Genomic DNA, 16,204 nt, shown 5'->3' with positions numbered 1-16,204 from the left:
CGTGAATGTCCTGGCCCACGCCCTGCTGGCGGGCGACGACGCGGCCCTGCGGTTGGGTGGCGTGATGGGCGACTTCGTCCGCGGCACGCCCGACCTTGCCCTTCCGCCCAGGGTGCGCGATGGAATTTACCTACACCGGGCGATCGACGTTTTCACCGACAGCCACGATGACGTCCGTGCCGCCCGCGAGCGCCTGCCGGCTCCGTTCCGCCGCTACGCCGGCATCCTGCTGGACATGTGGTTCGACCATTGCCTGGCAAGGGATTTCACGAAGTGGTCTGGTCGTCCCCTCGACGAGTTCTCGACCGCGTTGCGCGTCGAGATGCACGCGGCGACGCCGATCCTTCCTGACTCGCTCAAGCGCTTCCTGGGTTACATGGACGCCAACGACCTGCCGGCCGGCTATATCGAGCCTGAGGCGATCGGCAAGGCTCTGCGTGGCATCTCTCAACGCCTGTCGCGCGCCAACCCGGTGGCTGAGGCCATGCCGCTACTGCTATCGGAGGACACGATGCTTCGCGGCACCTTCGAGAGGTTCTTCCCGCAGTTGAGGGATTTCGCCCGCGAGTGGTGTGGGAGCCGCTTCAGCGGCGATAGCCAGGCTGCCTCAACCCCATCGCCGGCGTAGCCGGCTCCCACAGAGAGCCATAAAAAACGCCGCCCGGAGGCGGCGTTTCATCGGTGAGCGGATCAGTCCAGACTTACTTCGCCTGCTCGACCATCCACTTCACCGTATTGCCGACCTGCTCGTCGGTCAGGGAGGGATTGCCGCCCTTGGCCGGCATCTGGTTGCCGTCCGGGCCCTTGTAGCCCTCGATGGCGTGCTTGGTCAGCGTGGCGATGCCCTCGGCGATACGGGCGCTCCATGCGGATTTGTCGCCGAGCTTCGGCGCGCCGGCCACGCCAGCCGTGTGGCAGCTGTGGCAGAGGTTGTCGTAGACGGTCTTGCCGTCCGTGCTGCCGCCGTAGGCGACCTGCGAGGCGGCGAGCTTGGTGGCGGCTTCCTGGGCGGCCAGCATGGCCGCACGGCCCGTGTCACCGGCATAAACACCGCCGACGGGGGCGATCCGGGCCTCGGTCCGTTTGGCGACGGCGGGGTCCTGGTCCTTGGGGATGTGGCTGTAAATGAAGTATGCCAACACCATCAACAGGACGGTCAGGACGCTCAGGCCGGCGCTCAGCATTGAGAACTGACGCAGGAAGTTCTGGTCGGACTTGCTCGGAGAACCGCTCACGCATTGACTCCACTGAATTTGGGTGTGCCTTCCCCCTCCCCGGGATCCGGCGTGCCTGCGGCCGCGATGCGGCGTCGAACCGGGCGAGTATAACGGAACCCTTGCCTGAGTCAGCGGTCTTGAGACCGGCGCTGGAACGGTTCATGGGGAACAGGGTAAACATGCCGTCAGTCATGGGGTACCCATGTCAACCGGCATTGTTCAATTCCGTTCCCCAACACCTAACATTGGCGCCGTCGATCCTTAACCTCCGGGGGGTATAACCCCCTTGGCGCACGGCGCGCCCGGTCGGAGCGGTGCCTTCGAGCGGTTATTCATCTTGGGAGTTTTACATGTCGCGTTTCTGGAAAATCGCGCTGGCCGTCATTGTTGTCGTGCTGGTCGCGGGCTTCTTCATCGTCAGGAGCCACCACGCCAAGGGGGCTGATGCCGCCGAAGGCGCGCAGGCCAACGGTGAAGGGCAGGGCAAGGATCAACCGCCGGTGCCGGTCACGGTCGTCCCGGTGGCCAGCCAGGATGTGCCGGTCTACCTCACGGCACTCGGCACGGTGCAGGCGCGCAACACGGTCACCGTGCGCCCGCAGGTGGGCGGCCAGCTGATGAAGCTGAACTTCCAGGAAGGCCAGGAAGTGAAGAAGGGCGACGTCATCGCGGAGATCGATCCCCGCACGATCCAGTCCCAGTACGACCAGTCCGTTGCCAAGCTCAAGCAGGACCAGGCGCTCGCGGCCACGGCGAAGAACAACCTCGACCGTTCGACGAACCTCGTCAGCAAGGGTGGCCAGCAGTACGTGTCCAAGCAGGACCTGGACAACCTGAAGAACAGCCTCGACCAGGCCGTGGCGACCGCTAACGCCGACCAGGCCGCGATCCGCGCGGCGCAGGTGCAGCTGGGCTTCACCAAGGTCATCGCGCCGATCGACGGCCTCGCCGGCATCCGCTCGGTGGATGCGGGCAACATCGTGGCCACCACGGATGCCATCGTCACGCTGACCGAGCTGCACCCGATCTACGTCATGTTCTACCTGCCTGAGAAGAACCTGGACCTCGTCCGCGGTTCAACCACCGACGGCTCGCTCTCCGCGCTGGAAGTCTCCGCACTCGACCGCGTCGACTCGCACGCCATCGCCACGGGCCACCTGGACGTCCTCGACAACACCATCGACACCAGCACCGGCACCTTCCGCCTGCGCTCGCTGTTCGATAACGAGAAGACCCAGCTATGGCCCGGTCAGTTCGTCAACGTGCAGCTGAGGGTGCGCACGGTGAAGAACGGCCTCGTGGTGCCCGCCCAGGCGGTGCAGCGCGGTCCGGACGGCGACTACGTGTACCTCGTGCAGGGCGACAACACGGTCAAGATGCAGACGGTGGAAACCGCGACTGAAGTCGGCGACAGCCACGTCATGCTCAGCAAGGGCGTGAAGGTGGGCGACAAGGTGGTCACCGAAGGCCAGTTCCGCCTGAAGCCGGGTTCGAAGATCCAGCCGCTGGCGCCGGGCCAGGTGCCGGAGGCTCCCACCGCCGAAGAACTGCAGAAGTCGAAGACGACCGGTAAGCAGGGTCGCTCGGGCGCCAAGCGCGGCGGTTGATCAAGCAGCGCGCGGCGCGTCCATGACGGACGCGTCGCCCACGGACCGCAAGGTCCCGACACCAGGACACAAACGTGGGTTTTTCGACACTCTTCATTCGCCGACCGATCGCGACCTCGCTGCTGATGGTGGCGGTGCTGTTGCTCGGCATCCTCGGCTACCGCCAGCTGCCGGTGTCGGCACTGCCGGAGATCAGTGCGCCGAGCATGGTCGTGACCACGCAGTACCCGGGTGCCAGCGCAACCACGATGGCTGCCCTGGTGACGACGCCGCTCGAGCGTAACTTCGGCCAGATTTCCGGCCTGACCTCGATGAGCTCGGATTCGTCCGCCGGCCTGTCGACGATCGTGCTGCAGTTCGCCATGGATCGCGATATCGATATCGCGGCGCAGGACGTACAGGCGGCGATCAACCAGGCGCGTGGCACGCTGCCGAACAACCTGCCTTACCCGCCCGTGTACAACCGCGTGAATCCGGCCGATGCGCCGATCATGACCCTGATGCTCACCTCGGACAGCCTGCCGCTGCGCGACGTGAACAACTTCGCCGACTCGATCATCGCGCAGAAGCTGGCGCAGGTGCAGGGCGTGGGCCTGGTCTCCATCGCCGGCAACGTGCGTCCGGCCGTGCGCATCCAGATCAACCCCGCGCAGCTGGCCAACCTCGGCCTGACCATGGAAGACGTGCGCAGCTCGCTCACGCAGGCCAACGTCAACGCACCCAAGGGCACGCTTAACGGCAAGACCCAGTCCTACAGCATCGGCACCAACGACCAGCTGGCCGATGCCGCCGAGTACAAGGGCACCATCATTGCCTACAAGAACGGCGCACCCGTGCGTCTTTCCGATGTAGCCAACGTGATCGACGGCGTCGAGAACGACCAGCTCGCGGCGTGGGCCAACGGCAAGCCGGCCGTGCTGCTCGATATCCGCCGCCAGCCCGGCGCGAACATCGTGCAGACGGTGCAGCAGATCCGGCAGACCATTCCCGACCTGCAGAAGGTGCTCCCGGCCGATGTCCACCTGAAGGTGTTCTCCGACCGGACCATCACGATTCGTGCCTCGGTCGAGGACGTCCAGTTCACCCTGATCCTCACGATCTTCCTCGTCGTCGCGGTGATCTTCGTCTTCCTGCGCCGCCTGTGGGCCACGGTGATCCCGTCGGTCGCGGTACCGCTGTCGCTGGTGGGCACCTTCGGCGTCATGGCCTTCGCCGGCATGTCGCTGGACAACCTCTCGCTGATGGCGCTCGCGGTGGCCACGGGCTTCGTCGTCGACGATGCGATCGTGATGATCGAGAACATCGTCCGCTACATCGAGCAGGGTCACGATGCCAAGACCGCCGCGGAAATCGGCGCGAAGGAGATCGGCTTCACCGTCCTGTCGCTGACCGTCTCGCTGATCGCCGTGTTCCTGCCGCTGCTGCTGATGCCCGGCGTCACTGGCCGCCTGTTCCACGAGTTCGCCTGGGTGCTGACGATCGCCGTCGCCATTTCCATGCTGGTCTCGCTGACGCTTACCCCGATGATGTGCGCCTATCTGCTCAAGGCGGACGAACTGCCCGACGCGGAAGACGCGCACGAGCATGCTGCCGCCTCTGGCAAGCACAACGCCTGGTCGCGCATCGTGGACGGCTACGGCAGCAGCCTCGACTGGGTGCTCGATCACCGTCCGCTGACCATGGTCGTCGCCGCGCTCACCGTGGCGTTGACGGTCGTGCTCTACATCATCATTCCGAAGGGCCTGTTGCCCGAGCAGGACACCGGCCTGATCACCGCAGTGGTCCAGGCCGACCAGAACGTCGCCTTCCCGCAGATGGAACAGCGCACCAAGGCCGTGGCCGATGCGCTGGGAAGGGATCCCGCCGTCGCCGGCGTCGCCGCCTTCATCGGCGCGGGCTCGATCAATCCCACGCTCAACCAGGGCCAGTTGTCTCTGGTGCTGAAGGATCGCGGCGACCGCGCTGCCCTCGACGAACTGCTGCCGCGCCTGCAGAAGACCGTCGAGAACATCGCAGGCGTCGCGCTTTACCTGAAGCCGGTGCAGGACGTCACGCTGGATACCCAGGTATCCGCGACCGAGTACCAGTACTCGCTCTCCGACGTGAACTCGACCGAGCTCGCCGGTTACGCCAAGCAGATGACGTCCGCCCTGCGTAAGCGCAAGGAGTTGTCGGACGTCGACAACAACCTGGCCGACCAGGGCACGGCGCTCAAACTGACGATCGATCGTGACAGTGCCAGCCGCCTCGGCGTGCCGGTGCAGACCATCGACGACACATTGTATGACGCGTTCGGCCAGCGCCAGATCTCGACCATCTTCACGCAGTTGAACCAGTACCGCGTGGTGATGGAAGTCTCGCCGGAATTCCGCACCAGCTCCGACCTGCTGAACAAGCTGACGGTTCGTGGTAACGGCAACGGCGCGCTCACCGGCTCCAACGCGACCAGCTTCGGCCAGCTGGCCTCGAGCAACTCCGCCACGCCGGCCGGTATCGGCAACACCGGTAACGTCGGCTTCCAGGTCGGCGGCGGTGGCACGATTCCGATCACGGCGCTGGCGAGTTCCGTCGTTACCAGCGCGCCCCTGGTGGTGACCCATCTGCAGCAGCTGCCGGCGGTCACGATCTCGTTCAACCTGGCCCAGGGCGAGTCGTTGTCCGAAGCGGTCACGGCCATTCATGAGGTGGAGCAGCAGCTCAACTTCCCGCCGCAGGTACGTGGCCAGTTCATCGGCAAGGCGGCGGAGTTCTCCTCGTCCGTCGGCGACGAAGTGCTCCTGCTGCTGGCCTCGATCATCGTCATCTACATCGTGCTGGGCGTGCTCTACGAGAGCTATATCCATCCGCTGACGATCATCTCCACGCTGCCGCCCGCGGGTGTCGGCGCGCTGCTTGCCCTGCTGCTGTGCGGCATGACCCTGTCGGTGGATGGCATCGTCGGTATCGTGCTGCTGATCGGTATCGTGAAGAAGAACGCGATCATGATGATCGACTTCGCGATCGAGGCGAAACGCACTGGCCTGAACGCACAGGACGCCATCCGCCGCGCGTGCCTGCTGCGCTTCCGGCCGATCATGATGACCACGGCGGCCGCGTTGCTCGGCGCCTTGCCGCTGGCACTGGGCACCGGCATCGGTTCGGAGCTGCGCAAGCCGCTGGGTGTGTCCATCGTCGGCGGCCTGCTGCTCTCGCAGCTGGTCACGCTTTACACCACGCCGGTGATCTACCTCTACATGGAGCGATTCTCCGACTGGCTCGCCGAGCGCAAGGCGCGACGAGAGCTACTTCAAGCCGAAGCCCGGCCCGCCTCCTGATGGGGAGCGTCGCCGGGGGAGACCGCACCACCCTCATTCGCCGGACGGTTCGCCGCCCGGCGAAACCTTTTTCCGGGATACGCGTTAGAGCAGGGATGACCCGCGCGATCCAGCACGAGACAAGCCGTCCCACCGCATGAATATTTCCGGTCCGTTCATCCGTCGACCCATCGGCACGTCGCTGCTCGCCATCGGTCTCTTCGTCGTCGGCATGATCTGTTATTCGCTGCTCGGCGTCGCCGCGCTGCCGAATATCCAGTTCCCCGCGATCTTCGTCCAGGCGCAGCAGTCCGGTGCCGACGCGAGCACCATGGCCTCGACCGTGGCCGCTCCGCTGGAGCGCCACCTGGGCCAGGTGCCCGGCGTGGAATCCATGCGTTCGAACAGTTCCGAAGGCAGCACCTTCGTGCTGTTGTTCTTCCAGAACGGCACCAACATCGACGCCGCCGCGCGCGACGTGCAGTCGGCGATCAATGCGGCGCAGCCGGATCTTCCCGCGGGCCTGCTCAACGCGCCGTCGTACCAGAAGGCCAACCCCAACGACGATCCGGTGATCGTGCTGGCGCTTACCTCGGACACGGTCGCGCCGACCGAGCTCTACAACGTCGCCGACTCGATTCTCGCGCAGCGGCTGCGCCAGCAGGAAGGCATTGCCTCGGTCGACATCGCCGGCAGCGCCACGCCAGCCATTCGCGTGGACGTGAACCTGCGCGCTCTGAACGCCATGGGGCTCTCGCCCGACCAGTTGCGCAACGCACTCACGGCTGCAAACGTCACCTCGCCGCAAGGCTTTCTCACCGACGGTTACAGCAATATCGCCGTGACCGCGACCGATTCGCTGCATACGGCCGAAGAGTTCGGCAAGCTGGTGATCGCGGTCAAGAACAGCGTGCCTATCCGCCTGTCCGATATCGCGCATGTGTACGACGGCCAGCAGGATGCCTACCAGGCCGCGTGGTTCAATGGTAAGCCCGGCATCCTGATGTACGTGTTCCGTAAGTCGGACGCGAACGTCATCGAGACGGTGGACCGCATCAAGGCGCAGATTCCGACCATGCAGGCCTGGTTGCCGGCTGGCGTCAAACTGCATTCGTTCTTCGATGGCACCCCGACCATTCGCGCATCGCTGCATGAAGTGCAGGCGACCCTCCTGATCAGCCTCGGCATGGTGATCATGACGATGGCGCTGTTCCTGCGTCGTCTCGCGCCCACGCTGATCGCCGGCCTCGCCGTGCCGCTTTCGTTGGCGGGGGCGTTCGTGGTCATGTACTGCTTCGGATACACCCTCAACAACCTGACGCTGCTGGCCCTGGTCATTGCCATCGGCTTCGTGGTGGACGACGCCATCGTCGTCATCGAGAACGTCATCCGGCACATGGATGAAGGCATTTCCCGGTTCGAAGCCGCCTTGCTCGGCGCGCGGGAGATCGGCTTCACCATCGTCTCGATCACGGCATCGCTCATCGCGGTATTCATTCCCTTGCTGTTTGCTGGTGGCATCACCGGCATGTTCTTCAAGGAGTTCACCGTTACCCTGGTCGCTGCGATCGTCGTGTCGGCGCTGGTTTCGCTGACGCTGACGCCTTCGCTTTGCGGTCATTTCCTCACGGCGCACAAGAACGACAAGCCGGAGTCGCGGCTTGGTCGCGCCCTGGAACGCGGGCAGGACCGGCTGGTCGGGGTTTATCGCCGCGCGCTGGACTGGTCACTGCGGCACGCGCTGTTGATGGCGCTGACACCACTGGTGCTGGTGGGCATCACCTTTGTGCTCGCCGGTATGGTCAAGGGCGGTTTCTTCCCGCCGCAGGACACCGGCCTGATGGCCGCACGTGCCACGGCCAGTTCCACGGTTTCGTTCGGCGAAATGAAGTCACGCCAGTCGCGCCTCACCGAGATGCTGCTCGCCGATCCGGACGTGAAGTCGGTCGGTTCGCGCCTGGGCACCAGCCGTACGGGCTCGACCGGCTCGTTCAATATCGAGCTGAAGACCGTGGCGGATGGTCGCGAGGATACGACCTTCGACGCGCTCGATCGCATCTCGGCCAAGGCCAACAAGTATCCCGATCTCAACCTGCGCCTGCGTCCCATCCAGGACCTTCCCACCGGCGGTGGCGGCGGTACCTCGCAGGGTGGCCAGTACTCGGTGTCGCTCAAGGGCAACGATGTGGCCGAGCTGCAGGAGTGGCTGCCAAAGCTGGTCGATTCGCTGAAGAAGAACAAGATGCTCAAGGACGTCGGCAGCGATATCGATGCCGCCGGCCTGCGACAGAACATCGTGATCGATCGCGACACGGCGGGACGCCTCGGCGTTTCCATCGGCAATATCGATGGCGCGTTGTACAACGCCTTCGGCCAGCGCGCGGTTTCCACGATCTACTCGGATATCAACCAGTACCGCGTCATCGTCAATGCCTTGCCGCAGATGGCGGCCACGCCGGAGTCGTTGAACCAGATTTACGTGAAGGCCGATTCCGGCGCCATGGTGCCGATGTCCGCGGTGACCAAGCAGGTGCCTGGTCTCGCGCCCACCCAGATCGTTCACGAAGACCAATACACGAGCATGGGCGTGAGCTTCAATCTGGCACCCGGCGTGAGCATGGGCGAAGCGATGGAGATCATCCAGAAGACGATCAACGGGATGCGCATGCCCGGTGACATCCGTCTCGACGCGGGCAGCGACTTCCGGCGCTTCCAGCAATCGCAGAGCGACATGCCGCTGCTGATCCTGGCGGCGATCATCGTCGTGTACCTGCTGATGGGCATGCTGTATGAGAGCCTGATCCACCCGGTGACGATTCTTTCCACGCTGCCGGCCGCCGGTGTCGGCGCGCTGGCCGCGCTGGTGATCACCGACACGGAGCTATCCGTGGTGGCGATGATCGCGCTGGTGCTGCTCATCGGCATCGTGAAGAAGAACGCGATCATGATGATCGACTTCGCGCTGGTCGCCGAGCGCGAGCATCACCTGAGTTCGAAGGAAGCGATCCGCGAAGCCTGCCTGGTTCGTTTCCGTCCGATCATGATGACGACCATGGTGGCGATCCTTGCCGCGCTGCCGTTGGCGATCGGCCTGGGCGAAGGCTCCGAACTGCGTCGCCCCCTGGGTATCGCCATGATCGGCGGCCTGATCATCTCGCAGAGCCTGACCCTGCTCTCCACGCCAGCGCTTTACGTCATCTTCGCCTGCCTCTCCGAGCGCTGGAAGGCGCGCAAGGCCCGCCGCCGCGAGCGCCGCCTCCTCGCCAGGGCCTCCTGATCGAGGCCCTGTTCCCAGCCGGCATAACAGCATTGCTGCGGGGCGGCTTTCCCGTTCGGGGCGGTCGCGCCACAATGGACCGGTTTCCCGTTCGCCGGCGCGCCCTTGAGGCTTGCGCCGGCGGGCCCCATGACCTGGCCCACTCAAGCATAAGGCTCGCCGAATCATGTCCAGTTCCCCCAAGATCATCTACACGCTCACCGACGAAGCGCCGTTCCTCGCCACCGCCTCCTTCCTGCCGATCATCGAAGCCTTCGCTGGTACCGCCGGCGTGGCTGTCGAGACGCGCGATATCTCGCTCGCCGGGCGCATCCTCTCCCAGTTTCCCGATTACCTCACCGATGCGCAGAAGATCGGCGACCACCTGGCCGAGCTCGGCGCCCTGGCGACCACGCCGGACGCCAACATCATCAAGCTGCCGAACATCAGCGCCTCCGTGCCGCAGATGAAGGCCGCGATCCGCGAGCTGCAGTCGCAGGGCTATAAGCTGCCCGACTACGTTGACGCCCCGGCCACCGACGAGCAGAAAGACACCAACGCGCGCTATGGCAAGGCCATGGGCAGCGCCGTGAACCCCGTGCTGCGTGAAGGTAATTCGGATCGGCGCGCGCCGCTCTCGGTGAAGAACTTCGCACGCAAGCATCCGCACCGCATGGGCAAGTGGTCCAGCGAGTCGAAGTCGCATGTGTCGCACATGGACGGCGGCGACTTCTACGGTAGCGAAAAGTCCGCCACGCTCGGTACGGCAGGCAACCTGCGGATCGAGTTCACTGCTGCCGATGGCAGCGTGAAGGTCCTCAAGGACAAGGTGGCCGTCAAGGCCGGCGAGATCGTCGACGCGGCCGTGATGAGCAGAAAGGCCCTTGCCAGCTTCATCGACGCACAGATCGCCGATGCGAGGGCTAAGAATGTGCTGTTCTCGCTGCACCTGAAGGCGACCATGATGAAGGTCTCGGACCCCATCATGTTCGGCATCGTCGTGCGCGAGTTCTACAAGGACGTGCTCGGCAAGCATGCCGACGCGCTCAAGCAGGTGGGTTTCGATGCCAACAACGGCATCGGCGACCTCTACGCGCGGCTGGACAAGCTCGACGCCGCGAAGCGCGCCGAGATCGAAGCTGACCTCACGGCCGAGTACGCGCATCGTCCCGCGCTGGCCATGGTCAATTCCGACAAGGGCATCACCAACCTGCACGTGCCCAGCGACGTCATCGTCGACGCCTCCATGCCTGCGATGATTCGCGACTCCGGCGGCATGTGGAACGGCGAAGGCAAGCTGCAGGACGCCAAGGCCGTGATTCCGGATCGTTCGTACGCTGGTGTCTACCAGGCGGTGATCGAGGATTGCATCGCGCACGGCGCGTTCGATCCGGCGACCATGGGTAGCGTGCCCAACGTCGGCCTGATGGCGCAGAAGGCTGAAGAATACGGCTCGCACGACAAGACCTTCCAGATTCCGGCCGACGGCACGGTTCGCGTGCTGGCCGACGATGGCAGCATCGTGTTCGAGCATGCCGTGGAAGCTGGCGACATCTGGCGCATGTGCCAGACCAAGGATGCGCCGATCCAGGACTGGGTGAAGCTCGCCGTGCAGCGTGCGCGCCTGTCGGCCACACCGGCCGTCTTCTGGCTGGACAAGCATCGCGCGCACGACGCGCAGGTGATCGCCAAGGTCGAGCGCTACCTGAAAGATCACGACACCAGCGGCCTCGACATCCGCATCCTCGATCCCGTCGCCGCCACGAAGCTCTCGCTGGACCGCATCCGCAAGGGTGAAGACACCATCTCGGTGACCGGCAACGTGCTGCGCGATTACCTGACCGACCTGTTCCCGATCATGGAGCTGGGCACGTCGGCGAAGATGCTTTCCGTCGTGCCGCTCATGGCCGGTGGCGGCCTGTTCGAAACCGGCGCGGGTGGTTCGGCACCGAAGCACGTCCAGCAGTTCGTCGAAGAAGACTACCTGCGCTGGGATTCGCTCGGCGAGTTCCTCGCGCTAGCGGCGTCGCTCGAGCATCTGGGTGAGCGTTACGACAACAAGCATGCCCGCGTGCTCGCCAAGACATTGGACGTCGCCAACGGCCGCTTCCTCGACAGCAATAAGTCGCCGGCACGCAAGGTCGGCGAGATCGACAACCGCGGCAGCCACTTCTACCTGGCGATGTACTGGGCCGAGGCACTGGCCGCGCAGGATGACGATGCCGACCTGAAGGCACGGTTCACGGCCGTGGCGAAGGAGCTGGCCGAAAACGAGGACACCATCATCGGCGAACTCAACGGTGCCCAGGGCAAGCCCGTCGAGATCAAGGGTTATTACCACCCCGACATGGCCCTGGTCAGCGCTGCCATGCGTCCGAGTGCCACGTTCAACAAGGCCATCGCGACCCTGCTCGCCTCGCGCTAATCCGGTCGGTGTGGTGGGCTCTGTGTGGGAGCCGGCTCCGCCGGCGATGGGTTCAGGGCAACCTGGCTATCGCCGCTGAAGCGGCTCCCACATCGGGCTAGCGCTTACTTGCGGAGGCCCCAGGTCACTGGGGTCGCCTCGATCGCCCACTGCGCCATCAGGTCATGGACGCGCGTGGTGGGGTGCAACGTGTCCCAGAAGACGTACTTCGCCGGGTCCTGGCAACCGGCTCGCGGCTTCTGCGACTTCAGATAGCTCAGCGAGCCGGCCGAGTCGATCTGCAGGCACGATTCGTTCGAGTTCGTGAAGCCGAACTTCGCAGGCATGGAGACGACGGCGTCGAATCTCCGACGGGCGTCGGCGACGTAAATCTCGGTACCCTTGGTGCGTGCCGCTACACGGGCAGCCACGTCGTTGATGCGCGCGTTGTAATAGTCGACCTTGTCCAGGATCTCGTCCGCGTCGGTGCGACCGCCTTTCATGGTGAATACCGGCGCCACGGACATATCCGGAAGATTCACGATCAGTATCCGGCGCGCGCCGCCTGCCACGAGTTTCTCGAGCGCCTTTTCCTGGTCGAAGACGATCTGCGCCGGTGCCTTCGTGTCGTTGACGAAGTCGTTTCCGCCGATCATGAAGGTGAACAGGGTGCGTGATGGGTCGTAGCCCTCGGCATGTTCCATATAGTTGAAGAAGCCGTCGATCTGTTTGCCAACGCCATGGATGAGACCGCCGCGAGCGTTCCTGGTCTGCGCGCCGCCCACCGCCCAGTTGTTGAGCGTAAGGCCCGTGCGTGTCGCGAGATGTTCGACCCAGGTCGGACCGTTGCTGAAGCGGCCCACATACCACGATGCGCTTGGAAGCAACCACTGGGACTCGTTATGCATGTTGCGCGAATCGCTCAGGCTGTCGCCGAACGACACGATGCGCTCGATGGGCTTACCTTTCGCTTGATCGCCGTTGTGCCAGATCTCGTAGTTGTTGCCTACCGGGCTACTGGCCGCACTGATCATGGCCAACCCGCCGGCCTCCGGTATGCGGGCGATCCGCTTTGAACAGGCGGTTCGGACGTCAGCGGGGGAAGCCCTGGTGAAAAACATGCTGCGCGATTTCAGGACGCTCGCCGAATGCCAGTACCCCTTGAGCTCGACCCCCGCTTCGACGTAGGCGGTCTTCGTGCCCAGCGGATCCGCCTTGAAAGTGAAGTGGCAGCGAACGTCGGCGGTCGTCGAGGCTTGTGTCCGTGTCGCAGGCGCCTGGCCAGCGGCTGAAGTTGGCGCACAGATGGCAACGCTGACGCTGGCGAAGGCGGCGAAAAGCGCGCGGTGTCCGTTCTTGGACATAGGGAACTCCTTAGGAATGGGCGCCGGCAAAAAGCCGGCAGGGCCATCCTCCTCTTCGCCGTCGCCACCGGATGCCGGCGCCTACCTACACAGTGGCTCGCCAATGACCCTCGATACGCTCAGCCGTCAACTGAGTACATTAGGCTCGGAACCGACGGCACATCCGGAAAGTTACGCGGGGCCGCTGGCTTTGCGTAGCGAGGCGAGCTCGTCGTTCGACAGCGAGAGCGTGGCCGCCTTCGCCAGGTCGGCGAGTTGCTCCACGGTCGTCGCGCTGGCGATGGCAGCGGAAATCGCTGGCTGGGCGATCACCCATGCCAATGCCACTTGTGCCGTCGTCGCCTGGTGCGAGGACGCGACCTGATCCAATGCCTCCAGTACACGGTAACCGCGTTCGTTGAGGTATTTTTTAACCGCGCCGCCGCGTGCGTTGCTCTTGTGCAGGTCTGCTTCGCTGCGATACTTGCCGCTGAGGAAGCCGCTGGCCAGCGAGTAATAGCTGATGACGCCAACCTGCTCATTCACACAGAGTGGCTGCAGGCCTTCTTCAAAGCCGGCGCGGTCCATCAGGTTGTATTCCGGCTGAAGCGACTCGTAGCGAGACAGCCCTTTCGAGGCACTCGTGGTGAGCGCATCGGCGAGGCGATTGGTACTGTAGTTGGAGGCACCGATCACTCGCACCTTGCCCGCCTTCACCAGGTCGTCGAAGGCGCGCAACGTTTCTTCCAGCGGCACTTTCGCGTCGTCTTCGTGAGACTGGTAGAGGTCGATGTGATCGGTTTTCAGACGGCGCAGCGAATCCTCGACCGCTTCCTTGATGTTGGTCGGCGCAAGCCCCGGGTAGCGGGCCCACTTGCCGACCTTGGTGGCGATGACGACGCGATCGCGCTTGCCGCTCTTCTTCAGCCAGTTGCCGATGATGGTTTCGGACTCGCCACCTTCGTTACCCGGCACCCAGGCCTCGTACACGTCGGCCGTGTCGATGAGGTTGAAACCGTGGTCGACGAAAGCGTCGAGGAGGTCGAACGAGCGGGGCTCGTCTACGCTCCAGCCAAAAACGTTGCCGCCAAACGCGAGCGGGGCAACCTGCAACGACGAACGGCCGAGGGGGCGAAGTGTCATGCGTCTCTCCGATGAGGGCGGAAACCCCCATTTTGACGCACGCGAAGTTCAGGCGATGTATCCGTCAGCAGGGTGCGCAGGATGCGCAGGTCGTGCGGGGTGTGACATCGCGAGCCGACTTACGTTCGGCGTTGCGAGGGGCCACCGCTGGCTGGATGGAGCCCGCGCCGCTATCCACAGGCACTTCCTCACGACCCAGCCGGAAGATGAGTTCGCGGTCGACAATGTGCCCGTGCATGAAGGCGAGGCCGGTAAAGATCGAAGCCATGACGTACTCCTTGCGGGTCGAGTCGCAACCCCTTGCGACTATCGGTGAAGTTAAGGGTGCCCGTTCCGCAGGCCGCCAAAAAGCGATATGTTTGCAACTTGGACTTGAGGATTTTTCACATGTCTCGTCTGCCGCTCGGTCAGCTACAGGGGTTCGTTCTGGTCGCCCGCACGGGCAAGCTGTCGCTTGCCGCGGAGCAGCTCAACCTCACGGTGAGTGCGCTCAGCCACCAGATCCGCAACCTCGAAGAGCGGCTCGATCGCTCGCTGTTCGATCGCGGTCCCCGTGGCGTCACGCTCACGGCCGACGGCAACAACCTGCTCGATTCGATCGGTCATCACTTCGATGGCATCGAGCACGCGCTCAATCGCTACGCGAGCCGACATCAGGACACCGTCACCCTCAGCGTATTGCCCTCGGTCGCATCGAGCTGGTTGGTGCCACGCCTGCCGCGCCTCGTCGGCGCGCATCCGGAACTCGAGCTCAGCCTGTCCTCGTCGGTATCGGTCGTCGATTTCGATCGTGAACCGACGATCGATGTCGCCTTCCGCTATGGCCTCGGCTCGTGGCCACGGACCAAGGCCGACAAGTTGTTCGCCGAGTACATCGTGCCCATCGCCAGCCCGTCGCTGGTGCGAAAGATGGGTGGCCTGCCCACCACGTCTCTGGAAGGCTGGCCCCTGCTCGGTGACCCGTCGGGCCGCTGGAACGACTGGGCCGAGGCCTTCGGCATGCCGCTGCCCTCGCGCTACGTCGCCCGCTTCGACAATACCGAGCACCTGCAGCGGGCCGTCCTGGAAGGCATGGGCGTCGCGCTGGGGCGGCTGGTCATGGCGCGTTCGCTGATCGAGTGTGGGGCGCTCACCGTGCTGTGCAAGGAGCGGTTGCGGGTGGCCGAGGCGTATTACCTGGTTTACCCGAAGCGGTCAGAGTCCCACAGCGGTGTGACTCGCTTCCGTGACTGGCTGATGGGTGAGGCCGCCGAATACGAAGCCGGCATTACCGACGGCCGGCCTGCCGCGGAGATTCCCTGATCCTCCTGCAGGAGACGATTCCTGTGGGAGCCGATTCATCGGCGATTGGGGCTGAGGCAACCTGGTTATCGCCGCTGAAGCGGCTCCCACAAAAAGCGCGCTTGGTGCTTGACCGATCCTCGCTGCGGCGCGACAATTCCCGGGCTACCGCTCAGCACTTCTCGTGCGGTGGCACCCCTTTTAGCTTATCCAGGCATATGGACGTCTACCCTAGTCGACGCGCCGGCTTCCGCTCGCATCGGAGCCCGGCGCTGGCAAAACTCATCGCCCGCGGCGACCGTACCCGGTCTGTCGGCGCTTTCCTCCGCTAGGGAAAGTCCGGCTCTCCTCGTCGGAAGCTCGCGAGCTTCCGTTATCTGAGGATTGAGCCATGTACATCCAGCTCGAAAAGACCGGTCCGCGCATGTTCGGCCGCCGTCTCGCTTTCGCTCTCGCCCGTCGTCGTGCCAACGAGGCCTCCCCGGCCAAGCGCACGATCACCGTTCCGCGCTCGCTCGACGCTACTGAAAGCAATTTGAAACGGGCTGACGGCAAACTGCCGCAGGCATGAACAGCGACATAGACTCTACGGCGCGGCTTTCGCCGTCCGCCGTCACGATTACCCGGAAACCGAACGTCGGCTCCGCGCCGGCGCGCACG

The 16,204-nt window shown here is 64.3% G+C and carries 11 protein-coding genes; 7 read left to right on the top strand and 4 right to left on the bottom strand.

Annotation, left to right across the window (positions count from 1 at the left end; genetic code table 11):
- Position 1: 1 nt before the first annotated feature.
- Positions 2-628, top strand: a complete 627-nt coding sequence (locus ACVWWJ_RS21620) for an acyl carrier protein phosphodiesterase (RefSeq protein WP_456969425.1) — start codon at positions 2-4, stop codon at positions 626-628.
- Between the two features lie 73 nt (positions 629-701).
- Here ACVWWJ_RS21620 and ACVWWJ_RS21615 read toward each other — a convergent pair whose 3' ends face one another.
- Positions 702-1,184, bottom strand: a complete 483-nt coding sequence (locus tag ACVWWJ_RS21615; RefSeq protein WP_159889576.1) for a c-type cytochrome — start codon at positions 1,182-1,184, stop codon at positions 702-704.
- A gap of 383 nt (positions 1,185-1,567) precedes the next feature.
- On the opposite strand from ACVWWJ_RS21615, the gene ACVWWJ_RS21610 reads away from it, so the two are divergent.
- The 4 genes from ACVWWJ_RS21610 (at position 1,568) to ACVWWJ_RS21595 (ending at position 11,798) form a co-directional block, all read left to right on the top strand.
- Complete coding sequence (locus tag ACVWWJ_RS21610; RefSeq protein WP_159889534.1) at positions 1,568-2,824, top strand: efflux RND transporter periplasmic adaptor subunit; 1,257 nt, start codon at positions 1,568-1,570, stop codon at positions 2,822-2,824.
- A gap of 74 nt (positions 2,825-2,898) precedes the next feature.
- Entirely contained in the window at positions 2,899-6,138 is a 3,240-nt protein-coding gene (locus ACVWWJ_RS21605; protein ID WP_159889532.1) for an efflux RND transporter permease subunit, read from the top strand.
- Between the two features lie 136 nt (positions 6,139-6,274).
- On the top strand, positions 6,275-9,394 hold the full coding sequence (locus ACVWWJ_RS21600; protein WP_159889530.1) for an efflux RND transporter permease subunit: 3,120 nt from the start codon (positions 6,275-6,277) through the stop codon (positions 9,392-9,394).
- A gap of 166 nt (positions 9,395-9,560) precedes the next feature.
- A complete protein-coding gene (locus tag ACVWWJ_RS21595; RefSeq protein ID WP_456969424.1) occupies positions 9,561-11,798 on the top strand; it encodes an NADP-dependent isocitrate dehydrogenase in 2,238 nt (745 codons plus the stop codon).
- A gap of 104 nt (positions 11,799-11,902) precedes the next feature.
- On the opposite strand, the gene ACVWWJ_RS21590 is transcribed toward ACVWWJ_RS21595, so the two are convergent.
- The 3 genes from ACVWWJ_RS21590 to ACVWWJ_RS21580 form a co-directional block, all read right to left on the bottom strand.
- Positions 11,903-13,141, bottom strand: a complete 1,239-nt coding sequence (locus ACVWWJ_RS21590) for an SGNH/GDSL hydrolase family protein (protein WP_456969423.1) — start codon at positions 13,139-13,141, stop codon at positions 11,903-11,905.
- Between the two features lie 171 nt (positions 13,142-13,312).
- Entirely contained in the window at positions 13,313-14,263 is a 951-nt protein-coding gene (locus tag ACVWWJ_RS21585) for an aldo/keto reductase (RefSeq protein ID WP_456969422.1), read from the bottom strand.
- 64 nt (positions 14,264-14,327) lie between these two features.
- Entirely contained in the window at positions 14,328-14,531 is a 204-nt protein-coding gene (locus tag ACVWWJ_RS21580; RefSeq protein ID WP_456969421.1) for a hypothetical protein, read from the bottom strand.
- Between the two features lie 119 nt (positions 14,532-14,650).
- Between ACVWWJ_RS21580 and ACVWWJ_RS21575 the strand changes: the two genes are divergently transcribed.
- Positions 14,651-15,565: a LysR substrate-binding domain-containing protein gene (locus tag ACVWWJ_RS21575; RefSeq protein WP_456969420.1), complete on the top strand. Its 915-nt coding sequence runs from the start codon at positions 14,651-14,653 to the stop codon at positions 15,563-15,565.
- Positions 15,566-15,935: 370 nt separating this feature from the next.
- Complete coding sequence (locus tag ACVWWJ_RS21570) at positions 15,936-16,115, top strand: hypothetical protein (RefSeq protein ID WP_159889520.1); 180 nt, start codon at positions 15,936-15,938, stop codon at positions 16,113-16,115.
- Positions 16,116-16,204 lie beyond the last annotated feature (89 nt).

The sequence above is a fragment of the Luteibacter sp. HA06 genome (genome assembly GCF_054061215.1).
Note: the sequence above shows the minus strand (reverse complement) of the source record. Positions and strands in the feature narration are given on the sequence as shown.

Bases quoted from the DNA above. Each gene is read 5' to 3' on its own strand.
- ACVWWJ_RS21600 (WP_159889530.1), top strand. From the start codon at position 6,275: ATGAATATTTCCGGTCCGTTCATCCGTCGACCCATCGGCACGTCGCTG.
- ACVWWJ_RS21580 (WP_456969421.1), bottom strand. From the start codon at position 14,531: ATGGCTTCGATCTTTACCGGCCTCGCCTTCATGCACGGGCACATTGTC.
- ACVWWJ_RS21590 (WP_456969423.1), bottom strand. From the start codon at position 13,141: ATGTCCAAGAACGGACACCGCGCGCTTTTCGCCGCCTTCGCCAGCGTC.
- ACVWWJ_RS21575 (WP_456969420.1), top strand. From the start codon at position 14,651: ATGTCTCGTCTGCCGCTCGGTCAGCTACAGGGGTTCGTTCTGGTCGCC.
- ACVWWJ_RS21595 (WP_456969424.1), top strand. From the start codon at position 9,561: ATGTCCAGTTCCCCCAAGATCATCTACACGCTCACCGACGAAGCGCCG.
- ACVWWJ_RS21610 (WP_159889534.1), top strand. From the start codon at position 1,568: ATGTCGCGTTTCTGGAAAATCGCGCTGGCCGTCATTGTTGTCGTGCTG.
- ACVWWJ_RS21615 (WP_159889576.1), bottom strand. From the start codon at position 1,184: ATGCTGAGCGCCGGCCTGAGCGTCCTGACCGTCCTGTTGATGGTGTTG.
- ACVWWJ_RS21585 (WP_456969422.1), bottom strand. From the start codon at position 14,263: ATGACACTTCGCCCCCTCGGCCGTTCGTCGTTGCAGGTTGCCCCGCTC.
- ACVWWJ_RS21570 (WP_159889520.1), top strand. From the start codon at position 15,936: ATGTACATCCAGCTCGAAAAGACCGGTCCGCGCATGTTCGGCCGCCGT.